Origin of the sequence: Ruminococcus sp. NATIVEDY161, from assembly GCF_045819895.1 — a bacterium.
In the GTDB taxonomy this organism is placed as follows: Bacteria; Bacillota; Clostridia; order Oscillospirales; family Acutalibacteraceae; genus Ruminococcoides.
Genome location: NZ_CP162392.1, coordinates 1,230,247 through 1,245,750, shown reverse-complemented (window position 1 = coordinate 1,245,750; position 15,504 = coordinate 1,230,247). Strand labels below are relative to the sequence as shown.

General features: G+C 49.8%; 13 protein-coding genes. 5 read left to right on the top strand and 8 right to left on the bottom strand.

The features are described 5' to 3' along the window. The first annotated feature begins 403 nt into the window (after nucleotides 1-403). From rpsL to AB1I50_RS06010, 5 genes are all read left to right on the top strand, one after another. Nucleotides 404-820: a 30S ribosomal protein S12 gene (gene rpsL / locus AB1I50_RS06030; RefSeq protein ID WP_407723073.1), complete on the top strand. Its 417-nt coding sequence runs from the start codon at nucleotides 404-406 to the stop codon at nucleotides 818-820. 153 nt (nucleotides 821-973) lie between these two features. Further along, nucleotides 974-1,444, top strand: a complete 471-nt coding sequence (gene rpsG, locus AB1I50_RS06025; RefSeq protein ID WP_407723072.1) for a 30S ribosomal protein S7 — start codon at nucleotides 974-976, stop codon at nucleotides 1,442-1,444. Between the two features lie 36 nt (nucleotides 1,445-1,480). Continuing rightward, a complete protein-coding gene (fusA, locus tag AB1I50_RS06020) occupies nucleotides 1,481-3,580 on the top strand; it encodes an elongation factor G (protein WP_407723070.1) in 2,100 nt (699 codons plus the stop codon). A gap of 114 nt (nucleotides 3,581-3,694) precedes the next feature. After that, on the top strand, nucleotides 3,695-4,897 hold the full coding sequence (gene tuf / locus AB1I50_RS06015; protein WP_407723069.1) for an elongation factor Tu: 1,203 nt from the start codon (nucleotides 3,695-3,697) through the stop codon (nucleotides 4,895-4,897). 141 nt (nucleotides 4,898-5,038) lie between these two features. Then, nucleotides 5,039-6,493 (top strand): uracil-xanthine permease family protein, encoded by a 1,455-nt coding sequence (locus tag AB1I50_RS06010; RefSeq protein WP_407723068.1) that lies wholly within the window; start codon nucleotides 5,039-5,041, stop codon nucleotides 6,491-6,493. Nucleotides 6,494-6,728: 235 nt separating this feature from the next. Here AB1I50_RS06010 and AB1I50_RS06005 read toward each other — a convergent pair whose 3' ends face one another. The 8 genes from AB1I50_RS06005 to AB1I50_RS05970 form a co-directional block, all read right to left on the bottom strand. After that, entirely contained in the window at nucleotides 6,729-7,682 is a 954-nt protein-coding gene (locus AB1I50_RS06005) for an L-lactate dehydrogenase (protein WP_407723067.1), read from the bottom strand. 189 nt (nucleotides 7,683-7,871) lie between these two features. Continuing rightward, the gene (locus AB1I50_RS06000) at nucleotides 7,872-10,079 is read right to left on the bottom strand and encodes an FAD-dependent oxidoreductase (protein WP_407725301.1); all 2,208 of its coding nucleotides are present in this window, start codon (nucleotides 10,077-10,079) and stop codon (nucleotides 7,872-7,874) included. A 12-nt stretch (nucleotides 10,080-10,091) separates the two neighbouring features. Next, the gene (locus tag AB1I50_RS05995; protein ID WP_407725300.1) at nucleotides 10,092-11,837 is read right to left on the bottom strand and encodes an NADH-ubiquinone oxidoreductase-F iron-sulfur binding region domain-containing protein; all 1,746 of its coding nucleotides are present in this window, start codon (nucleotides 11,835-11,837) and stop codon (nucleotides 10,092-10,094) included. Continuing rightward, nucleotides 11,834-12,313, bottom strand: coding sequence for an NADH-quinone oxidoreductase subunit NuoE (nuoE, locus tag AB1I50_RS05990; RefSeq protein WP_407725299.1), 480 nt, complete (start codon nucleotides 12,311-12,313; stop codon nucleotides 11,834-11,836). Before nuoE ends, AB1I50_RS05995 begins: the two co-directional genes overlap by 4 nt. 254 nt (nucleotides 12,314-12,567) lie before the next feature. Further along, nucleotides 12,568-12,861, bottom strand: coding sequence for a DUF1292 domain-containing protein (locus tag AB1I50_RS05985; RefSeq protein ID WP_407725298.1), 294 nt, complete (start codon nucleotides 12,859-12,861; stop codon nucleotides 12,568-12,570). A gap of 117 nt (nucleotides 12,862-12,978) precedes the next feature. Continuing rightward, complete coding sequence (locus AB1I50_RS05980; RefSeq protein ID WP_407725297.1) at nucleotides 12,979-13,398, bottom strand: MJ0042-type zinc finger domain-containing protein; 420 nt, start codon at nucleotides 13,396-13,398, stop codon at nucleotides 12,979-12,981. A gap of 11 nt (nucleotides 13,399-13,409) precedes the next feature. After that, on the bottom strand, nucleotides 13,410-14,267 hold the full coding sequence (locus AB1I50_RS05975) for an NAD(P)H-hydrate epimerase (RefSeq protein ID WP_407725296.1): 858 nt from the start codon (nucleotides 14,265-14,267) through the stop codon (nucleotides 13,410-13,412). Next, nucleotides 14,264-14,977 (bottom strand): hypothetical protein, encoded by a 714-nt coding sequence (locus tag AB1I50_RS05970; protein WP_407725295.1) that lies wholly within the window; start codon nucleotides 14,975-14,977, stop codon nucleotides 14,264-14,266. Before AB1I50_RS05970 ends, AB1I50_RS05975 begins: the two co-directional genes overlap by 4 nt. Nucleotides 14,978-15,504: the final 527 nt, after the last annotated feature.

Here is a 15,504-nt window from a genome sequence, read left to right as displayed (position 1 = left end):
AGACTAACTTATAGGTTTTATTGTAGTGACAGGGCTTGCCCCTGTCATTAAAGCAGACGTTTGTTTTCGTCTAACGGTTTGATTTAATTTGCAAACTTATATTGAACGACCTCGGGCGACCGCGAGGGGCGCCCCTACAATTTTCAACTTTCCACTTTCAACTTTCAATATAAAAAACCTTGCATAAGCCATTTTAAACAAAACCGCCTTTTTATATCCGAGATAATTAAACTCTAATCACTAAACTCTAAACTCTTTTAAAAATCCCTTGACAAAAGGGCTTTTACTGGTTTATAATGAGTAATCGTGGAGCACTCTATAAGTGCGCCCTTTTATAGGTAGGGGCAGCTTTTGAGTAACCATAGTTTTATTGATTCCTATATTTGAGGAAAGGAGGAAAAGCATGCCTACATTTAACCAGTTGGTACGTAAGGGCAGAGAGGTTTCTGAAAAGAAGGCTAAGGCACCTGCGCTTTTGAAGGGCTGGAACTCTAAAAAGAGAGTTGCTATCGACCAGAACTCACCTCAGAAGAGAGGCGTTTGCACAGCCGTAAAGACCGCTACACCTAAAAAGCCTAACTCGGCGCTCAGAAAGATTGCCAGAGTAAGACTTTCTAACGGTATTGAAGTCAGTTCCTATATCCCCGGCGTCGGCCATAACCTGCAGGAGCACAGCGTTGTTCTTATCCGCGGCGGCCGTGTTAAGGATCTCCCCGGTGTTCGTTACCACATTGTACGCGGTACACTCGACGCACAGGGTGTAAACGGACGTATGCAGAGCCGTTCTAAGTACGGCGCAAAGCGTCCCAAGAAAAAATAAGGAATTGACAAAGCTCTCTTGACTAATGATAATTAGTTCTGCTATGCGGCAGGAACTTTACTATATATACGGTAGAAGTTCTTGTTGGCATACGGGAGTTTGTCGCTTTCGAGTACCTATGATATCTCAATTATTGTGAAGGAGGGAAGCAAAGTGCCAAGAAGAGGTTCTATTGCGAAGCGTGACGTATTACCCGATCCGCTTTATAATTCTAAACTTGTAACACGTCTTATCAACAACATTATGTATGACGGTAAGAAGGGCGTAGCTCAGAAGATTGTTTACGGCGCGTTCGACATTATCGCTGATAAGACAGGCAACAACCCCCTCGAGGTTTTTGAGCAGGCTATGGAAAACGTAATGCCTGTTCTCGAGGTTAAGGCCCGCCGTGTGGGCGGTGCAACTTACCAGGTTCCTATGGAGGTTAGACCCGCAAGACGTCAGACACTCGGTCTGCGTTGGATCTCAACCTACTCAAGAGCCCGCAGTGAGAGAACCATGAAGGAAAGACTTGCAGGAGAAATTCTTGACGCTGTAAACGGTGCCGGCGGCGCGTTTAAGAAGCGTGAGGATACTCACAAGATGGCTGAGGCCAACAAGGCTTTCGCTCACTACAGATGGTAATTTTTATTACCGACGTAATTTTATTAGGAGGATCTTATGCCAAGACAGGTATCACTTGAACAGACCAGAAATATCGGCATCATGGCTCACATCGACGCCGGTAAGACTACAACCACAGAGCGAATCCTGTATTATACCGGCGTAAACCATAAAATCGGCGAAACACATGACGGTGCTTCCACAATGGACTGGATGGCTCAGGAAAAAGAGCGTGGTATCACCATCACCTCTGCCGCTACAACAGCCTTCTGGCAGGGCAGCAAGCACCAGTATGACAAGCACAGAATCAACATCATCGACACCCCCGGACACGTTGACTTCACCGTTGAGGTTGAGCGTTCGCTGCGTGTACTGGACGGTTCTGTTACCGTATTGTGCGCTAAGGGCGGCGTTGAGCCCCAGTCAGAGACCGTATGGCGTCAGGCTGACAACTACGGCGTACCCAGAATGGTTTACGTTAACAAAATGGACATCATGGGAGCGGATTTCTTCCACGTTGTTCAGATGATGAAGGACAGGCTCAAGTGTAACGCTGTGCCCATTCAGCTGCCTATCGGCGCTGAGAGTGATTTTACCGGTATCATTGACCTTGTTACAATGAAGGCCGAGATTTATCACAACGAGGACGGCACAGATTACTCGGAGGAGGAAATCCCCGAGAATATGAAGGATATTGCCGAGGAGTACCACGAAAAGCTCATCGAATCCGTTGCGGAGCTCGACGAGGAGCTTATGGAAAAGTACTTCGGCGGCGAGGAGATTTCGATTCCCGAAATCAAAAAGGTTATCAGAAAGGCTACAATCGAAAACACAATGGTTCCCGTAACCTGCGGTTCTTCTTACCGCAACAAGGGCGTTCAGATGATGCTCGACGCCGTTATCGATTATATGCCTGCTCCTACAGATATCCCCGCTATTAAGGGTACAAACCCCGACACAGGCGAGGAGACAGAAAGACCTGCGTCCGACACAGAGCCCTTCTCGGCTCTCGCGTTTAAGATTGCTACCGACCCGTTTGTCGGCAAGCTCTGCTTCTTCCGCGTATATTCGGGCGTTGTAAATGCCGGATCGACAGTATTTAACTCGGTTAAGGGCAACAGAGAGCGTATGGGCAGAATTCTGCAGATGCACGCAAACGACAGAAAGGATATCGAGTGCTGCTACGCAGGCGATATCGCTGCTGCCGTAGGTCTCAAGAACACAACTACAGGCGATACCCTCTGCGACGAGAAACACCCTGTAATTCTTGAGTCCATGGAGTTCCCCGAGCCTGTTATCCGCGTTGCTATCGAGCCCAAGACCAAGGCAGGTCAGGAGAAGATGGGTATCGCTTTGGCAAAGCTTGCCGAAGAAGATCCTACCTTCAAGGCTTATACAGACGAAGAAACCGGACAGACTATTATCGCAGGTATGGGTGAGCTTCACCTCGAGATCATCGTTGACCGTCTCCTCCGTGAGTTCAAGGTAGAGGCTAACATCGGTGCTCCCCAGGTTGCTTACAAGGAGACTATCCGCAAGGAAGCTTCCGTTGACGAGAAGTACGCCCGTCAGTCAGGCGGTAAGGGCCAGTACGGTCACGTTAAGATTAACGTGTTCCCCAACAAGGATCACGGCTACGAGTTTGTTAACAACATTGTCGGCGGTGCAATTCCGAAGGAGTATATCCCGGCGGTTGACCAGGGTATTCAGGGCGCAATGCTCAGCGGTGTTGTTGCAGGCTACAACGTAGTAGACGTAAAGGTTGAGCTTTACGATGGTTCATACCACGAGGTCGACTCATCAGAAATGGCGTTTAAGATTGCCGGTTCAATGGCGTTCAAGAGCGCTATGAAGAAGGCAGATCCCGTTCTGCTCGAGCCGATTATGAAGGTTTCCGTAATCACTCCCGAGGAGTACCTCGGCGACGTTATCGGCGACCTCAACTCTCGCCGCGGTATGATTCAGAGCATGGAGGCCGACAACGGCGTTCAGCGCGTTATCGCTCACGTTCCGCTTTCAGAGATGTTCGGTTACGCTACCGATATGCGTTCCAAGACACAGGGCCGCGGTCAGTACGTAATGGAGCCCGACACCTACGCCGAGGTTCCCAAGAATATCGCTGAGAAAATTATGAGCGACAAGGCTAAGAAGGACTGATCAATCCGTACAGCCAATATTAAAAAAACTATTGATTTTTTCGAAAAAAATTGATACAATAACATTAAATCTATTGTAAATATTATATTTACAAAACTAAGGAGGAAATTTCCAATGGCAAGAGAAAAGTTTGAAAGAAATAAGCCGCACGTTAACATTGGTACTATCGGCCACGTTGACCACGGTAAGACAACACTCACAGCTGCTATCACAAAGGTTCTTAACCTCGAGGGTGACGCCGATTTCGTTGATTACGCTAACATCGATAAGGCTCCCGAGGAGAGAGAGCGTGGTATCACAATCAACACAGCTCACGTAGAGTATGAGACTGAGAAGCGTCACTATGCTCACGTTGACTGCCCCGGCCACGCCGACTACGTTAAGAACATGATCACCGGTGCTGCTCAGATGGACGGCGCTATCCTCGTAGTATCAGCTGCTGACGGTCCTATGCCCCAGACAAGAGAGCACATCCTTCTCTCACGTCAGGTTGGCGTTCCCTACATTGTTGTATTTATGAACAAGACTGACCAGGTTGACGACGAAGAGCTCCTCGAGCTCGTAGAGATGGAGATCCGTGACCTCCTCAACGAGTATGAGTTCCCCGGCGACGACACACCCATCATCAAGGGTTCAGCTTATGTAGCTCTTATGAGCGACTCTAAGGATCCCAATGCTCCCGAGTACGCTTGCATCCACGAGCTCATGGCTGCTGTTGACGAGTTTATCCCCACACCTGACCGTAAGGCTGACCTTCCCTTCCTTATGCCTGTTGAGGACGTATTCACAATCACAGGCCGTGGTACAGTTGCTACAGGTAGAGTAGAGAGAGGCCAGATTAAGACTTCTGAGGAAGTTGAAATCGTTGGTCTTACAGACGAGAAGAGAAAAGTTGTTGTTACAGGTCTTGAGATGTTCAGAAAGACTCTTGACTATGCTGAGGCAGGCGACAACGTAGGTGTTCTTCTCCGTGGTGTTCAGAGAACTGAGATCCAGAGAGGTCAGGTTCTTGCAAAGCCCGGCACAATTCACCCCCACACAAAGTTCCGTGGTCAGGTTTACGTACTGACTAAGGACGAGGGTGGCCGTCATACACCTTTCTTTAACAACTATCGTCCCCAGTTCTATTTCAGAACAACTGACGTTACAGGCACAATCTCTCTTCCCGACGGTGTAGAGATGTGCATGCCCGGCGATAACGTAGAGATGGATGTTGAGCTTATCACTCCTATCGCTATCGAGGTTGGTCTCCGTTTTGCTATCCGTGAGGGCGGCAGAACTGTAGGTTCAGGCGCAGTTATCGCTATCAACGAGTAATTTTAATTATTCAAAAATTCAAGGCTGTCTCGCGAAAGCAGACAGCCTTATTTTTGGGATTAAATATTGTAGGGTATGGTCAAGACCGTACCCTACAAGTGTAGAACAATGAGGAAAATTTATAAAAAGGAGAAGGGCAAATTGAGTAAGAAAAACGAGGGCATTTACGACGCCCGTTCGCTCGGCAAATTCAGAATGATTGTGCTCGGAATTCAGCATATGTTCGCAATGTTTGGAGCAACAATCCTCGTGCCGATTATCACCGGACTTGACGTTTCGGTAACCCTGCTCATGGCAGGCCTGGGAACAATTCTGTTCCACATTCTCACAAAGTTTAAAGTTCCTGCGTTTTTGGGTTCATCATTCGCGTTCCTCGGCGGTTATGCCGCGGTCAAGTCAATGGCTCCCGAAGGCGCTGATCCGAACACAATGCTGCCCTACGCCTGCTTGGGCGTAGCCGCCGCAGGTCTTGTTTACCTTCTTTTGGCAGGTATCATCAAGGCTATCGGCGTTGAGAGGGTAATGCGTTTCTTCCCGCCTGTTGTTACAGGCCCGATTATCATCGCAATCGGTCTCGGACTCGCTCCCTCGGCGGTTAACAACTGCCAGACCAACTGGTTTTTGGCAATTGTCGCCCTTGCTGTAATCATCATCTTCAACATCTGGGGCAAGGGTATGGCAAAGATTATTCCGATTATCCTCGGACTTATAATCTCCTACGCCGTCGCGCTCGGACTTCACTACATCGGTCAGGCAAATCCCGACCTCATTCAGAACGTTCCGTGGATGTTCTCAGGCGGCGCTGAGCTTAACGAGGCAGGCGAGGTAGTTAAGTATCTCCCGATTTTCGACTTCAGCGGACTTAACCAAGTTCTCGATAACATCGGCTCAGGCAAAATCTTTGGCGACGGCGCGCTTATCGACTTCCCGGTTAACTGGAAAAACACCGTGTTCGGCGGAATTGACTGGTCGAACGGCACAACAATTCTTTCCGCGATTATCGCTATCGTTCCGATTTCGCTCGCAACAATGATGGAGCACATCGGTGACATCAGCGCGATCGGTTCAACCGTCGGCAGGAACTACATTGCCGATCCCGGCCTGCACAGAACGCTCCTTGGCGACGGCTTGGCTACAACCCTCGCTTCGCTGTTCGGCGGCCCTGCAAACACTACATACGGCGAGAACACCGGCGTGCTCGCGCTTACAAAGGTTTACGATCCCAAGGTTATCCGTATCGCGGCTTACTTTGCGGTTGGTATTTCGTTCTTCCCGATTGTCGCAGCGTGTATCGGCACAATCCCGAGCTGCATTATCGGCGGTATCTCGCTCGTGCTCTACGGTATGATTTCCGCTATCGGCGTGCGCAATCTCGTTGAAAACCACGTTGACTTTATAAAGAGCCGCAACCTCATCGTGGCGGCGGTTATCCTTGTTTGCGCGCTCGGTCTGCAGGCTGACACCGTTAGCTTCAACATCGGCAGCGCGAACATCACGCTTTCACCGCTCGCAGTTGCTTCTATCGCAGGTATCGTGCTCAACGCGATCTTCCCCGATAAGGACTACAAGTACAAGAAAAGCAATAAAAGCAGCTAAGACATAAGATATAATCTAAGCCTGTCCGTTTTGGACAGGCTTATTTATTTGATAGGAAATCACAACAAATTGTATAATATAAATATAAAAGTAACTTATTTCTACAAGTAGTAATATAAATAAAACTTTATCAAATAAAAATATGTATTGCCCGCTCAGTTGCGCACTGCGTGCGCACGAGCGATGGCTAAAAAAGCGCACGCAGTGCGCACGCTTTTTTATGTCGCAAATGCAATTAAATTTGAATCGAATGGAAGCTTTCATTGAGGATTGTGTAGGAGTTCTTGAATTTTTCGAGCTCCTCGTCGGTCAGCGACAGCTCAAGAATTCTGTTAGCTCCACCGCTGTTGATAATGCACGGGTTGCCGATAAATACCTCGTTGCGCAGACCATACTCTCCGCGGAGCCTTACGGACGCGGTGAATACCGAATTTTCGTTGTTGAAAATCGCGCGGACAATTCTACAAACCGCCATACCGATGCCGTAGTAGGTCGAGCCCTTCGCCTTGATAATCTCATAAGCCGCGGTGCGGACGTCGTTGCTGATGCGGTCGAGGTCGTCCATCTTGTATCTGTCGGGATATTTTTCGAGCATATCGAGCACCGGATTAACCGCCATCATCGCCTGGCTCCACGGCACGAACTCGCTGTCGCCGTGCTCACCGATAACATAGGCGTGCATATGGCGCGGATCAATCTCGAAATACTGTCCGAGCAGGTAACGCAGTCTTGCGGTGTCGAGCGTTGTGCCCGTACCGATAACCTTGGCGGCGTTAAAGCCCGAAAGCTCGTAGGTTACTCTTGTCATTATGTCAACGGGGTTGGTGGCTACGAGGAAAATTCCGTCAAAGCCGCTCGATACCACGCGCGGAACGATTGAGCTGAATACCTTGGTATTGCGCTGTAAAAGCTCCAGACGGTTCTCGCCCGGCTTTTGCGCAACGCCTGCGCAGATAACGGCGATGTTCGCATTTGAGCAGTCGCTGTAGTCTCCAAAGTAAATCTTCATACTTGAATTTGAGAACGCAAGACCGTGGTTGAGGTCCATCGCCTCACCCTTCGCCCTTACATCGTTAAGGTCAATCAGCACAAGCTCGTCGCAAACGCTCTGGTTAAGCGCGGCATAGGCAAAGCTCATACCTACCATACCTGTTCCGATAAGCACAACCTTTCTGTTGTTGTTAGCCATAAAAATACCCTCTTTCTGTATTATTGTTCCGCTTTTATTGTAACAAATTCACGCGGAGAAGTAAAGAGATTTATTTAGTTGAAAATTAAAAAATGTAGGGGCGGTCATTGACCGCCCGCAGGATTTACACAACGTTTGATGTTGTCCGCGGGCGTGCAATGCACGCCCCTACAATTATGCTTTATATTTTTATTTATTCTCAACCAGCTTAATGAGCTCGTCGCGTGAAAGCTTCATACTTCTCGACAGCTCGTCGTTGGGGATTACCCTGAGAACCTTGCCGTCGTAGCGCGATACAAGCACGCTTGCCGGCTTGCCGTCGATTTCAACGGTTTCCTCGGTGTAGTCCTCGTTGAGCGGAACCTGCTTTTTGAGAGTTGATCTCTCGGTGAGCGCGCCGGTGGGGCAGAGCTCAACGCAAAGTCCACAGTTGGTGCAGTTTGTCTGATCGAGCGGAAGCGCGAACGCCGGAGAAACGTCGGTCTTAAAGCCTCTGCCGAGCAGTCCGATTGAGTGCAGGTCCATAACCTCGCGGCAGGATCTTACGCACAGACCGCAGAGAATACACTTGGCGTTGTTTCTCTCGATAAACGCGTTGGCGTCGCGGTTGTATTTCTGGGGCATTTCGCCCTTGAAGCGCTCTGGGTTGATGTCGTAGAGCTGAGCGACGGACAGGAGCTTACACTTGTAATACTCGCGGCAGCCGCACTCAAGACATCTCTGAGCCTCAGCCTGAGCCTCTTCCTCGGTAAAGCCGAGCGATACCTCGTCAAAGTTTTTATTTCTAACGTCCGCAGGCAGAACCTTGGGAGTAATTCTGCTCTCCTTCTGTCTGTCGGAGTAGTCGATTGTGCTCTCGTCGCGCTTGCTGATGTAGGGCACTCTGGTGTCGAGCGGCATACCGTTAAGATAAGCGTCAACAGCCTTTGCGCAGCGGTCAGCCTCGCCGATTGCCTCAATCGCGATTGAAGCGCCTCTGTTTGTGGCGTCACCGATTGCGAATACGCCCTCGAGGTCGGTTGTGAAGAAGTCGGGATCGGCTTCAATGTTTCCTCTGTCGTTGAGCTTAAGCTCTGCAACGTCGCCCTGAACGAGCTTCTGACCGATAGCGAGGATTACGCTGTCAACCTCGATTTCCTCGGTCTTGCCCTCAACGGGAACAGGTCTGCGTCTGCCGGAAGCGTCGGGCTCACCGAGCTCCATAATCTGGAGGGTAATCGACTTAACCTTGCCGTTCTCGCCGTTGAACGAAAGCGGATTTGTGAGGAACTTGTAGATTACGCCCTCTTCCTCAGCCTCGTCGATTTCGAGCTTGTCGGCAGGCATTTCGTTACGCGTACGTCTGTAAACTACATAAACTTCCTTAGCGCCGAGCCTTACCGCGGTTCTGCAGGCGTCCATAGCGGTGTTACCGCCGCCGCAGATTACAACCTTCTCACCGATTTCGGGAGCGTTGCCCTTGATTACGCCGCGAAGGAAGTCGATACCGCCGTAAACACCCTCGAGATCCTCGCCGGGAGTGCGCATTGAGCTTGATTTCCAAGCGCCTACCGCAACGATAACCGCGTCGTTTTCAGCCTTAAGAGATTTGATTGTAAAGTCCTTGCCGAGCTTTACATTGTTGACAAGCTTAACGCCTGTCTTTTCGATGATGGCGATTTCCCGGTCGAGCACATCCTTGGGAAGTCTGTACTGGGGAATACCGTAGCGCAGCATACCGCCCATTTTTCCCATCATATCGTAAACAGTTACACTGTGTCCCATAATTGCGAGGTAGTAAGCGGCTGTAAGGCCGGCAGGGCCGCCGCCGATGATTGCTACCTTTTTGCCGGTTGAAGCCGCAACGTCGGGAGTGTAGCTGTCTGCTTTAAGATCCATATCAGCCGCAAAAGCCTTGAGCTGAGCGATGTTGATAGGCTCCTCAACGTTCTTTCTGCGGCAAGCCTTCTCACAGGGGTGGGGGCAAACACGTCCGATTGAAGCCGGAAGCGGAATTTTGTTTTTGATGAGCTTAAGCGCGGACTCGTACTCGCCGTTCGCGATAAGTCCCACATAGCCCTGGCAGTCGGTATGAGCCGGGCAGTTGAGCTGGCAGGGAGCAACGCAGTCGCCGTCGTGGGCGGACATCAAAAGCTCCATTGCGATTTTTCTCGACTGAACAACTCTGTCGCTCTCGGTATTGATAACCATACCCTCGCTTGCCTTTGCCGAGCATGAGCGGAGAAGCTTGGGAATACCCTCAGCCTCTACAACGCAAAGTCCACATGCGCCGTAAACCTCAACAGCCTTGTCGTAGCAAAGTGTGGGGATGTAGATGTCATTAAGGCGTGCCGCCTCTAAAATTGTAGAGCCTTCGGGGGCTGTAATTTGCTTTCCGTTAATTGTAAGATTAATCATTTTCAGCCCTCCTTATTCCTTAACAATAGCGCCGAACTTACATGAAGTGTAGCACTTGCCGCACTTAATGCACTTGTCGGTGTTGATAACGTGTGGTTTTTTAACAGTGCCGGAAATAGCGTTAACCGGGCAGTTTCTCGCGCAGAGCGTACAGCCCTTACACTTGTCGGCGATAATCCTGTATTCGATGAGGTCGCTGCATTCGCCTGCAGGACACTTCTTGTCATTTATATGAGCCTCGTACTCGTCGCGGAAGTACTTGATTGTGGTGAGCACGGGGTTGGGAGCAGTCTGACCGAGACCGCAGAGCGCGCCGTCCTTGATTGAGTAGCACAGCTCCTCGAGCAGCTCGATATCGCCTTCCTTGCCCTCGCCCTTGGTGATACGCTCGAGCATTTCTAACATTCTCTTTGTACCGATACGGCAGTGGATACACTTTCCGCAGCTCTCCTTGGCGGTGAAGTCGAGGAAGAACTTAGCCATACCTACCATACAGGTGCTCTCGTCCATAACAACCATACCGCCCGAGCCCATGATAGCGCCGGTAGCGCCGAGAGCCTTGTAGTCGATAACGGTGTCGATAAGGTCGGCAGGAATACATCCGCCTGACGGACCGCCCATCTGTACAGCCTTGAACTCCTTGTCGGTTTTCATACCGCCGCCGATGTCAAAGATAACGTCGCGCAGGGTTTTACCCATCGGGATTTCAACAAGTCCCGAGCGCTTAACCTTACCTGTAACGGCGAATACCTTGGTACCCTTTGAGTTCTCTGTACCCATAGCCGCGAACGCCTCGCCGCCGTTGTTGATAATCCAGCCGACGTTTGCGAAGGTCTCAACGTTGTTGATATTTGAAGGCTTTCTCCAGAAGCCCGACTGCGCCGGGAACGGAGGCTTAAGCCTGGGCATACCTCTGTGACCCTCGAGCGACTCGATAAGCGCGGTTTCTTCACCGCATACAAACGCGCCTGCGCCTGCCTTGATTGTGAAGTCGCAGGAGAAATCTGAGCCGAAGATGTTCTCACCGATAATGCCCTTATCCTTTGCCTGGGCGATAGCGTTTTTAAGGCGCTTGATCGCAAGGGGATACTCTGCGCGGACATATACAACAGCATGCTTTGCGCCGATTGCGTACGCGCCGATGAGCATACCTTCAATCAGGTTGTGCGGATCGGACTCGATTACCGCTCTGTCCATAAACGCGCCGGGGTCGCCCTCGTCGGCGTTACAGATGAGGTACTTTTCCTCGCCCTCGCTCTGACGAGCCGCGTTCCACTTGAACCATGTCGGGAAGCCTGCGCCGCCGCGTCCTGCAAGGCCTGAGGTCTTGATGATGTCGATTACACCCTCGGGCGTAAGCTCGCAAATTGCCTTTTTAAGCGCTGTGTAGCCGCCTGCGTTTATGTAAGCCTCAATCTCGTCGGGGTTGATGATACCGCAGTTGCGCAGCGCAATTCTTGTCTGCTTTGATAAAAACTCGCTGTCCTCATCGCTTACGATGAGCTTTTCAACAGCAGACTTGTCGCCGCTCTCGATAAACTTCGCGATGCTTTCAGCGTCGTTCTCGCTGACCTTTACAAGCCTTGTCAGCTTGTTGTCGTCGTCGTAAATATCGACGATAGGCTCAAGGTAGCACATACCGATACATCCTGTGATTGAGATGCTCTCGGCGTTGATGCTTGTATTAAGAAGAGCCTTTCTAACCTTCTCGGCTCCGGCGGCGATACCGCACGAGCCTTGTCCGATAACTATTCTCACAGTGCCGCCTCCCTTAATTCCTTAAGAATTTTCTTGGTTTTGTCGGGCGTTAAGCTGCCGTAGGTGTCCTCGTTAATCATCATAACGGGGGAGAGTGAGCAGCAGCCGAGACAGGCAACGCATTTTAGCGAGAACAAGCCGTCCTCGGTTGTCTGTCCGTCGTCAATACCAAGCTCATCCTTGATAGTCTGTAAAATCAGCTCTGAGGAGTTAACGTGGCAGGCTGTACCCTGACAAAGCATAATCAGGTACTTGCCGACCGGTTCAAACCTGAACTGTGTGTAAAAGGTACCCACGCCCATAATCTCCGAGGTAGCAATTCCGGTTCTCTCGGAAATAAGCTCAATAGCCTCTTTGGGAAGATAGCCGTAGATATCCTGTGTGTTTTGCAAAATGGTAATCAGACTTCCCTTGACGTCGGCGTATTCGTTAAGAACGCCGTCGAGCAGGGTTAAGTCAACAGTCTTTTTCTCCATATGCCAATCCCCAATCTCATTAATCTATAGTACAACCTTGCTTTTGATTATACTATCAAATGCCATTATAACATATTTTAAGCCTGTTTTCAAGATTTGATTAAAGCCAAGTGTTTACATTTTATCGCACTAAAACGCCGTATATTTGTAAAAATTGCCGTTATTTGTCAATTTTCCGTCGATAAAGGCGAGGTGTGGCTTTTTGGCGCTTTGTCTGTATAAAACAAAAAGCACGGCATAAGCCGTGCTGCTGATTACGCAAAGTTAATGTCGCCCTCGTACTTTTTCTTGAACTTCTCAAAGACAGTATCGAGCAGCGCGTCGTCGTCAATGCTCACATACTCCTCGGTTTCTTCGTCGATGGGGTTGATTTTGAGGATAACAACCTCGTCGGCGTCCTCGTCGTTCTCGATAAGAACGATGTACTCCTCACCCTCGTGCTCAACAATGTCCAGGAACTCAAATTCAACCTCGTTGCCTTCCTCGTCCTCAAGCGTAATAAGCGTGCCCTCGGTTTCCATTTCTTCTTTGATTTCTTCGTTGGCCATAAGTATTAGCTCCTTTCCGAAGGCGTAGCCTTCTAAGTGCGACAAATATGATAGTAATTTGTCACTTAAAGTATAGCATAAAAGGTTGAAAAGTCAAGAAAAAATAATTGACAATTATTATCGTATGGTCTTTTTGAATTCGTTTGAGCATTTCGGACAGCGGACGGTGTGTCTGCCCTTTTTGTTCTTAACCCTGAGCTGAGCCTTGCAGGCAGGACACTTGATGTAGCGGTAGTCCTTTCTGTCGCGGATTTTCTTAAAGCTCAGAACAAAGAAGCTTTTGACAGGGTTGAACGCCTTTTCGAATATTCTGTTCTCCCTCATTCTGCCGGGAATGTTGCGCGACAGACACCTGAAAATGAACCAGCCGAGCAAGGCAAGCTCAACCGCTACAAAAATCAGCTTTACGGGAAGGTAGAAGATGAATACCGAAATTAGCGAGAGCACCAGAACCGTAACAAGCAAAAATTTGTTGAGCGTGTCCATAAAGTATCTGCCCTGCATAAACCTTTGAAACTTTTGAAATAGATTAAACATATAATCAGTCCTTATTTTACATATTCCGCGCAGAAGTAGGTGTATTTGATGTCGCTGATAACCGCGGAGCGTTCGCCCTTAACGACGATTGTTTTGTGTTCGTTTTCGCTCAGCTCTGCGATAACGTCAGCGATGTTGCACTCGCCCGGGGCGTAGCCGGTTTTTTCGTAGAACTCCTTGAAGCTCATAACCTCGGAGTTGTAGCCCTCAAACATATGCAGGTGTTCGTAGTCCATCAGGTGGTACTGCTCCTCGATAATCTCAATGCCGATGTCGGCGTTTGTCAGTTGGTCGATGTACTCAGGCGCGTCGTTGATGAACATTCCGGTTTTGTACGAGCCGATTGACACCGTGAGGTCGGATTTTACGGCAAGCTCCGCAACGCCGGTGTCGCCGTTCAGTCCGCTGTTGATGTCGGCGCTGATGATGAACGCGGACGATGAGTTGATTTCCTCAACCGCTCTGCGCACCTCGCCTCTGAGCTCTCCCGAAAAGCCTGTGCCCAAAATGCAGTCGACCACAATATCGTAGCCGAGCAGGGGAGAGGGCACGTTGAGATTGCCTTCCTCGCAGCCCATGCTCTTAGCCGTCTGATAAAAATACAGACCGTCCTTCGAGAATTTTTCGCTCACCCTGAAAATCGTCGGGGTAATTCCGTGCTCGCACAAAATGCACGCAAGCGCGTAGCCGTCGCCGCCGTTGTTGCCCGAGCCGCAGACTATCGCAACCCTGCCGACAAATCCAACGGCGTCGAAAATTCCCTTTGCGGCGCGGTGCATAAGCGTAGCGGACGCCACGCTGTTTTCTATTGTTCTCTGGTCGCTTTTCCGCATATTTTCAACGGATAAGACCGGTGGTAAGTAACTCATATTTTCTCCTCATTTACCGCGTTGTAAGCGGTCTTTGCCGCTTCGATTTCGGGCTTGCAGTAAAGCTCAACTAACTTCGCCTGGCTGAACAGTCCGTCGTACAGCTCCAAAAGCTTTGCGGTGTTCTCGCGCTTGTCGGGCAGAAGCGTAGCCTCGAGCAATTCTCTGAACACCTTTGCAGGACTGACCTGCTCAGCGCGGTTTTCGTCTCCGCGCTTCAGCACATAGACCGCTTTTACCGGCGCGTTCAGGTTTGTTCCGATGTTCGACTTGCCCATCCACGGAGTGGAGCAGACGTAAAATTTGCCGTCGATTTTGCGGATAATCGGCTTGTCGTCGTTAATCATTGTGACCTTGCCGCCGAACAGCTCGCGCCAGTACGAGGTGTGGGTGGATTTTCCCGTTCCGCTCAGCGCGGTGAACAGATACCCCTCGCCGTTGAGGCAGAGCGATGACGAGTGGAAGAAAAATCCGTCGTAGTCCTCGAGCATACGCCTGCAAATTTTGGTAAGGATAATCGGCCCTTCGTGCAGGGCAGGCGGTACGGGGGTTTCATCCCTCGACACCGAGCGCTCGATTTCTTCCCTTGTTGCGGAAGCGTCGAATTCGTAGTCCGTTTCGCCGCAAATAAACGGCTCCATCTGCTTTTTGGTGTAGCCGTAAATCGGATTTATTAAAATGTTAATTTCCGCTATCTTGTAAATCGCCATTCTTTTTTTTAGAGTTTAGTGTTTAGAGTTTAGAGTTTAATTAATTGAATCTAAACCCGTGTGTTATTATCCGACGGTGTTCATTATACCATACAATTATAATGTTTGCAATTATAAATAGATTGTGGGGACGGACAGGTTGTTTTAAAGCCTCCCCCGTCACTTGTTACGGGAAATTCCCCTGATAGGGGAAATGTCACGAAGTGACAAAAGGTGATTCCCCTTGTAGGGGAAATGGGCGAAGCCCAAAAGGGTTGCCGACGTGCTAAGGTTGCTGTTTTCGCCAGAAAAAGGTGCCGCCTTAAGGCGGCGGAGGGGGCTACGTGTGAATTAATACGAGTTTTCCGTTGCAATTTCAAACGGGGCGATAGAGGAAGTGCCGCCCCCTCAGTCACCGTCAACGAGTTGACGGCGCCAGCTCCCCCGTAGCTTACGCGACGGGGGAGCCTTTAAAAGTAATTTCGACGTTGATTTTCAATTCAAAACTCTACACGCTGTCGGGCGTTCCTTTTGGGGCAAAATTTTAA

Excerpts from the sequence above, each read along its gene's own strand:
- AB1I50_RS05980 (WP_407725297.1), bottom strand. The coding sequence starts at position 13,398 with ATGTTTAATCTATTTCAAAAGTTTCAAAGGTTTATGCAGGGCAGATAC.
- AB1I50_RS06000 (WP_407725301.1), bottom strand. The coding sequence starts at position 10,079 with ATGATTAATCTTACAATTAACGGAAAGCAAATTACAGCCCCCGAAGGC.
- rpsL (WP_407723073.1), top strand. The coding sequence starts at position 404 with ATGCCTACATTTAACCAGTTGGTACGTAAGGGCAGAGAGGTTTCTGAA.
- tuf (WP_407723069.1), top strand. The coding sequence starts at position 3,695 with ATGGCAAGAGAAAAGTTTGAAAGAAATAAGCCGCACGTTAACATTGGT.
- fusA (WP_407723070.1), top strand. The coding sequence starts at position 1,481 with ATGCCAAGACAGGTATCACTTGAACAGACCAGAAATATCGGCATCATG.
- AB1I50_RS05970 (WP_407725295.1), bottom strand. The coding sequence starts at position 14,977 with ATGGCGATTTACAAGATAGCGGAAATTAACATTTTAATAAATCCGATT.
- AB1I50_RS05975 (WP_407725296.1), bottom strand. The coding sequence starts at position 14,267 with ATGAGTTACTTACCACCGGTCTTATCCGTTGAAAATATGCGGAAAAGC.
- AB1I50_RS06005 (WP_407723067.1), bottom strand. The coding sequence starts at position 7,682 with ATGGCTAACAACAACAGAAAGGTTGTGCTTATCGGAACAGGTATGGTA.
- AB1I50_RS05985 (WP_407725298.1), bottom strand. The coding sequence starts at position 12,861 with ATGGCCAACGAAGAAATCAAAGAAGAAATGGAAACCGAGGGCACGCTT.
- nuoE (WP_407725299.1), bottom strand. The coding sequence starts at position 12,313 with ATGGAGAAAAAGACTGTTGACTTAACCCTGCTCGACGGCGTTCTTAAC.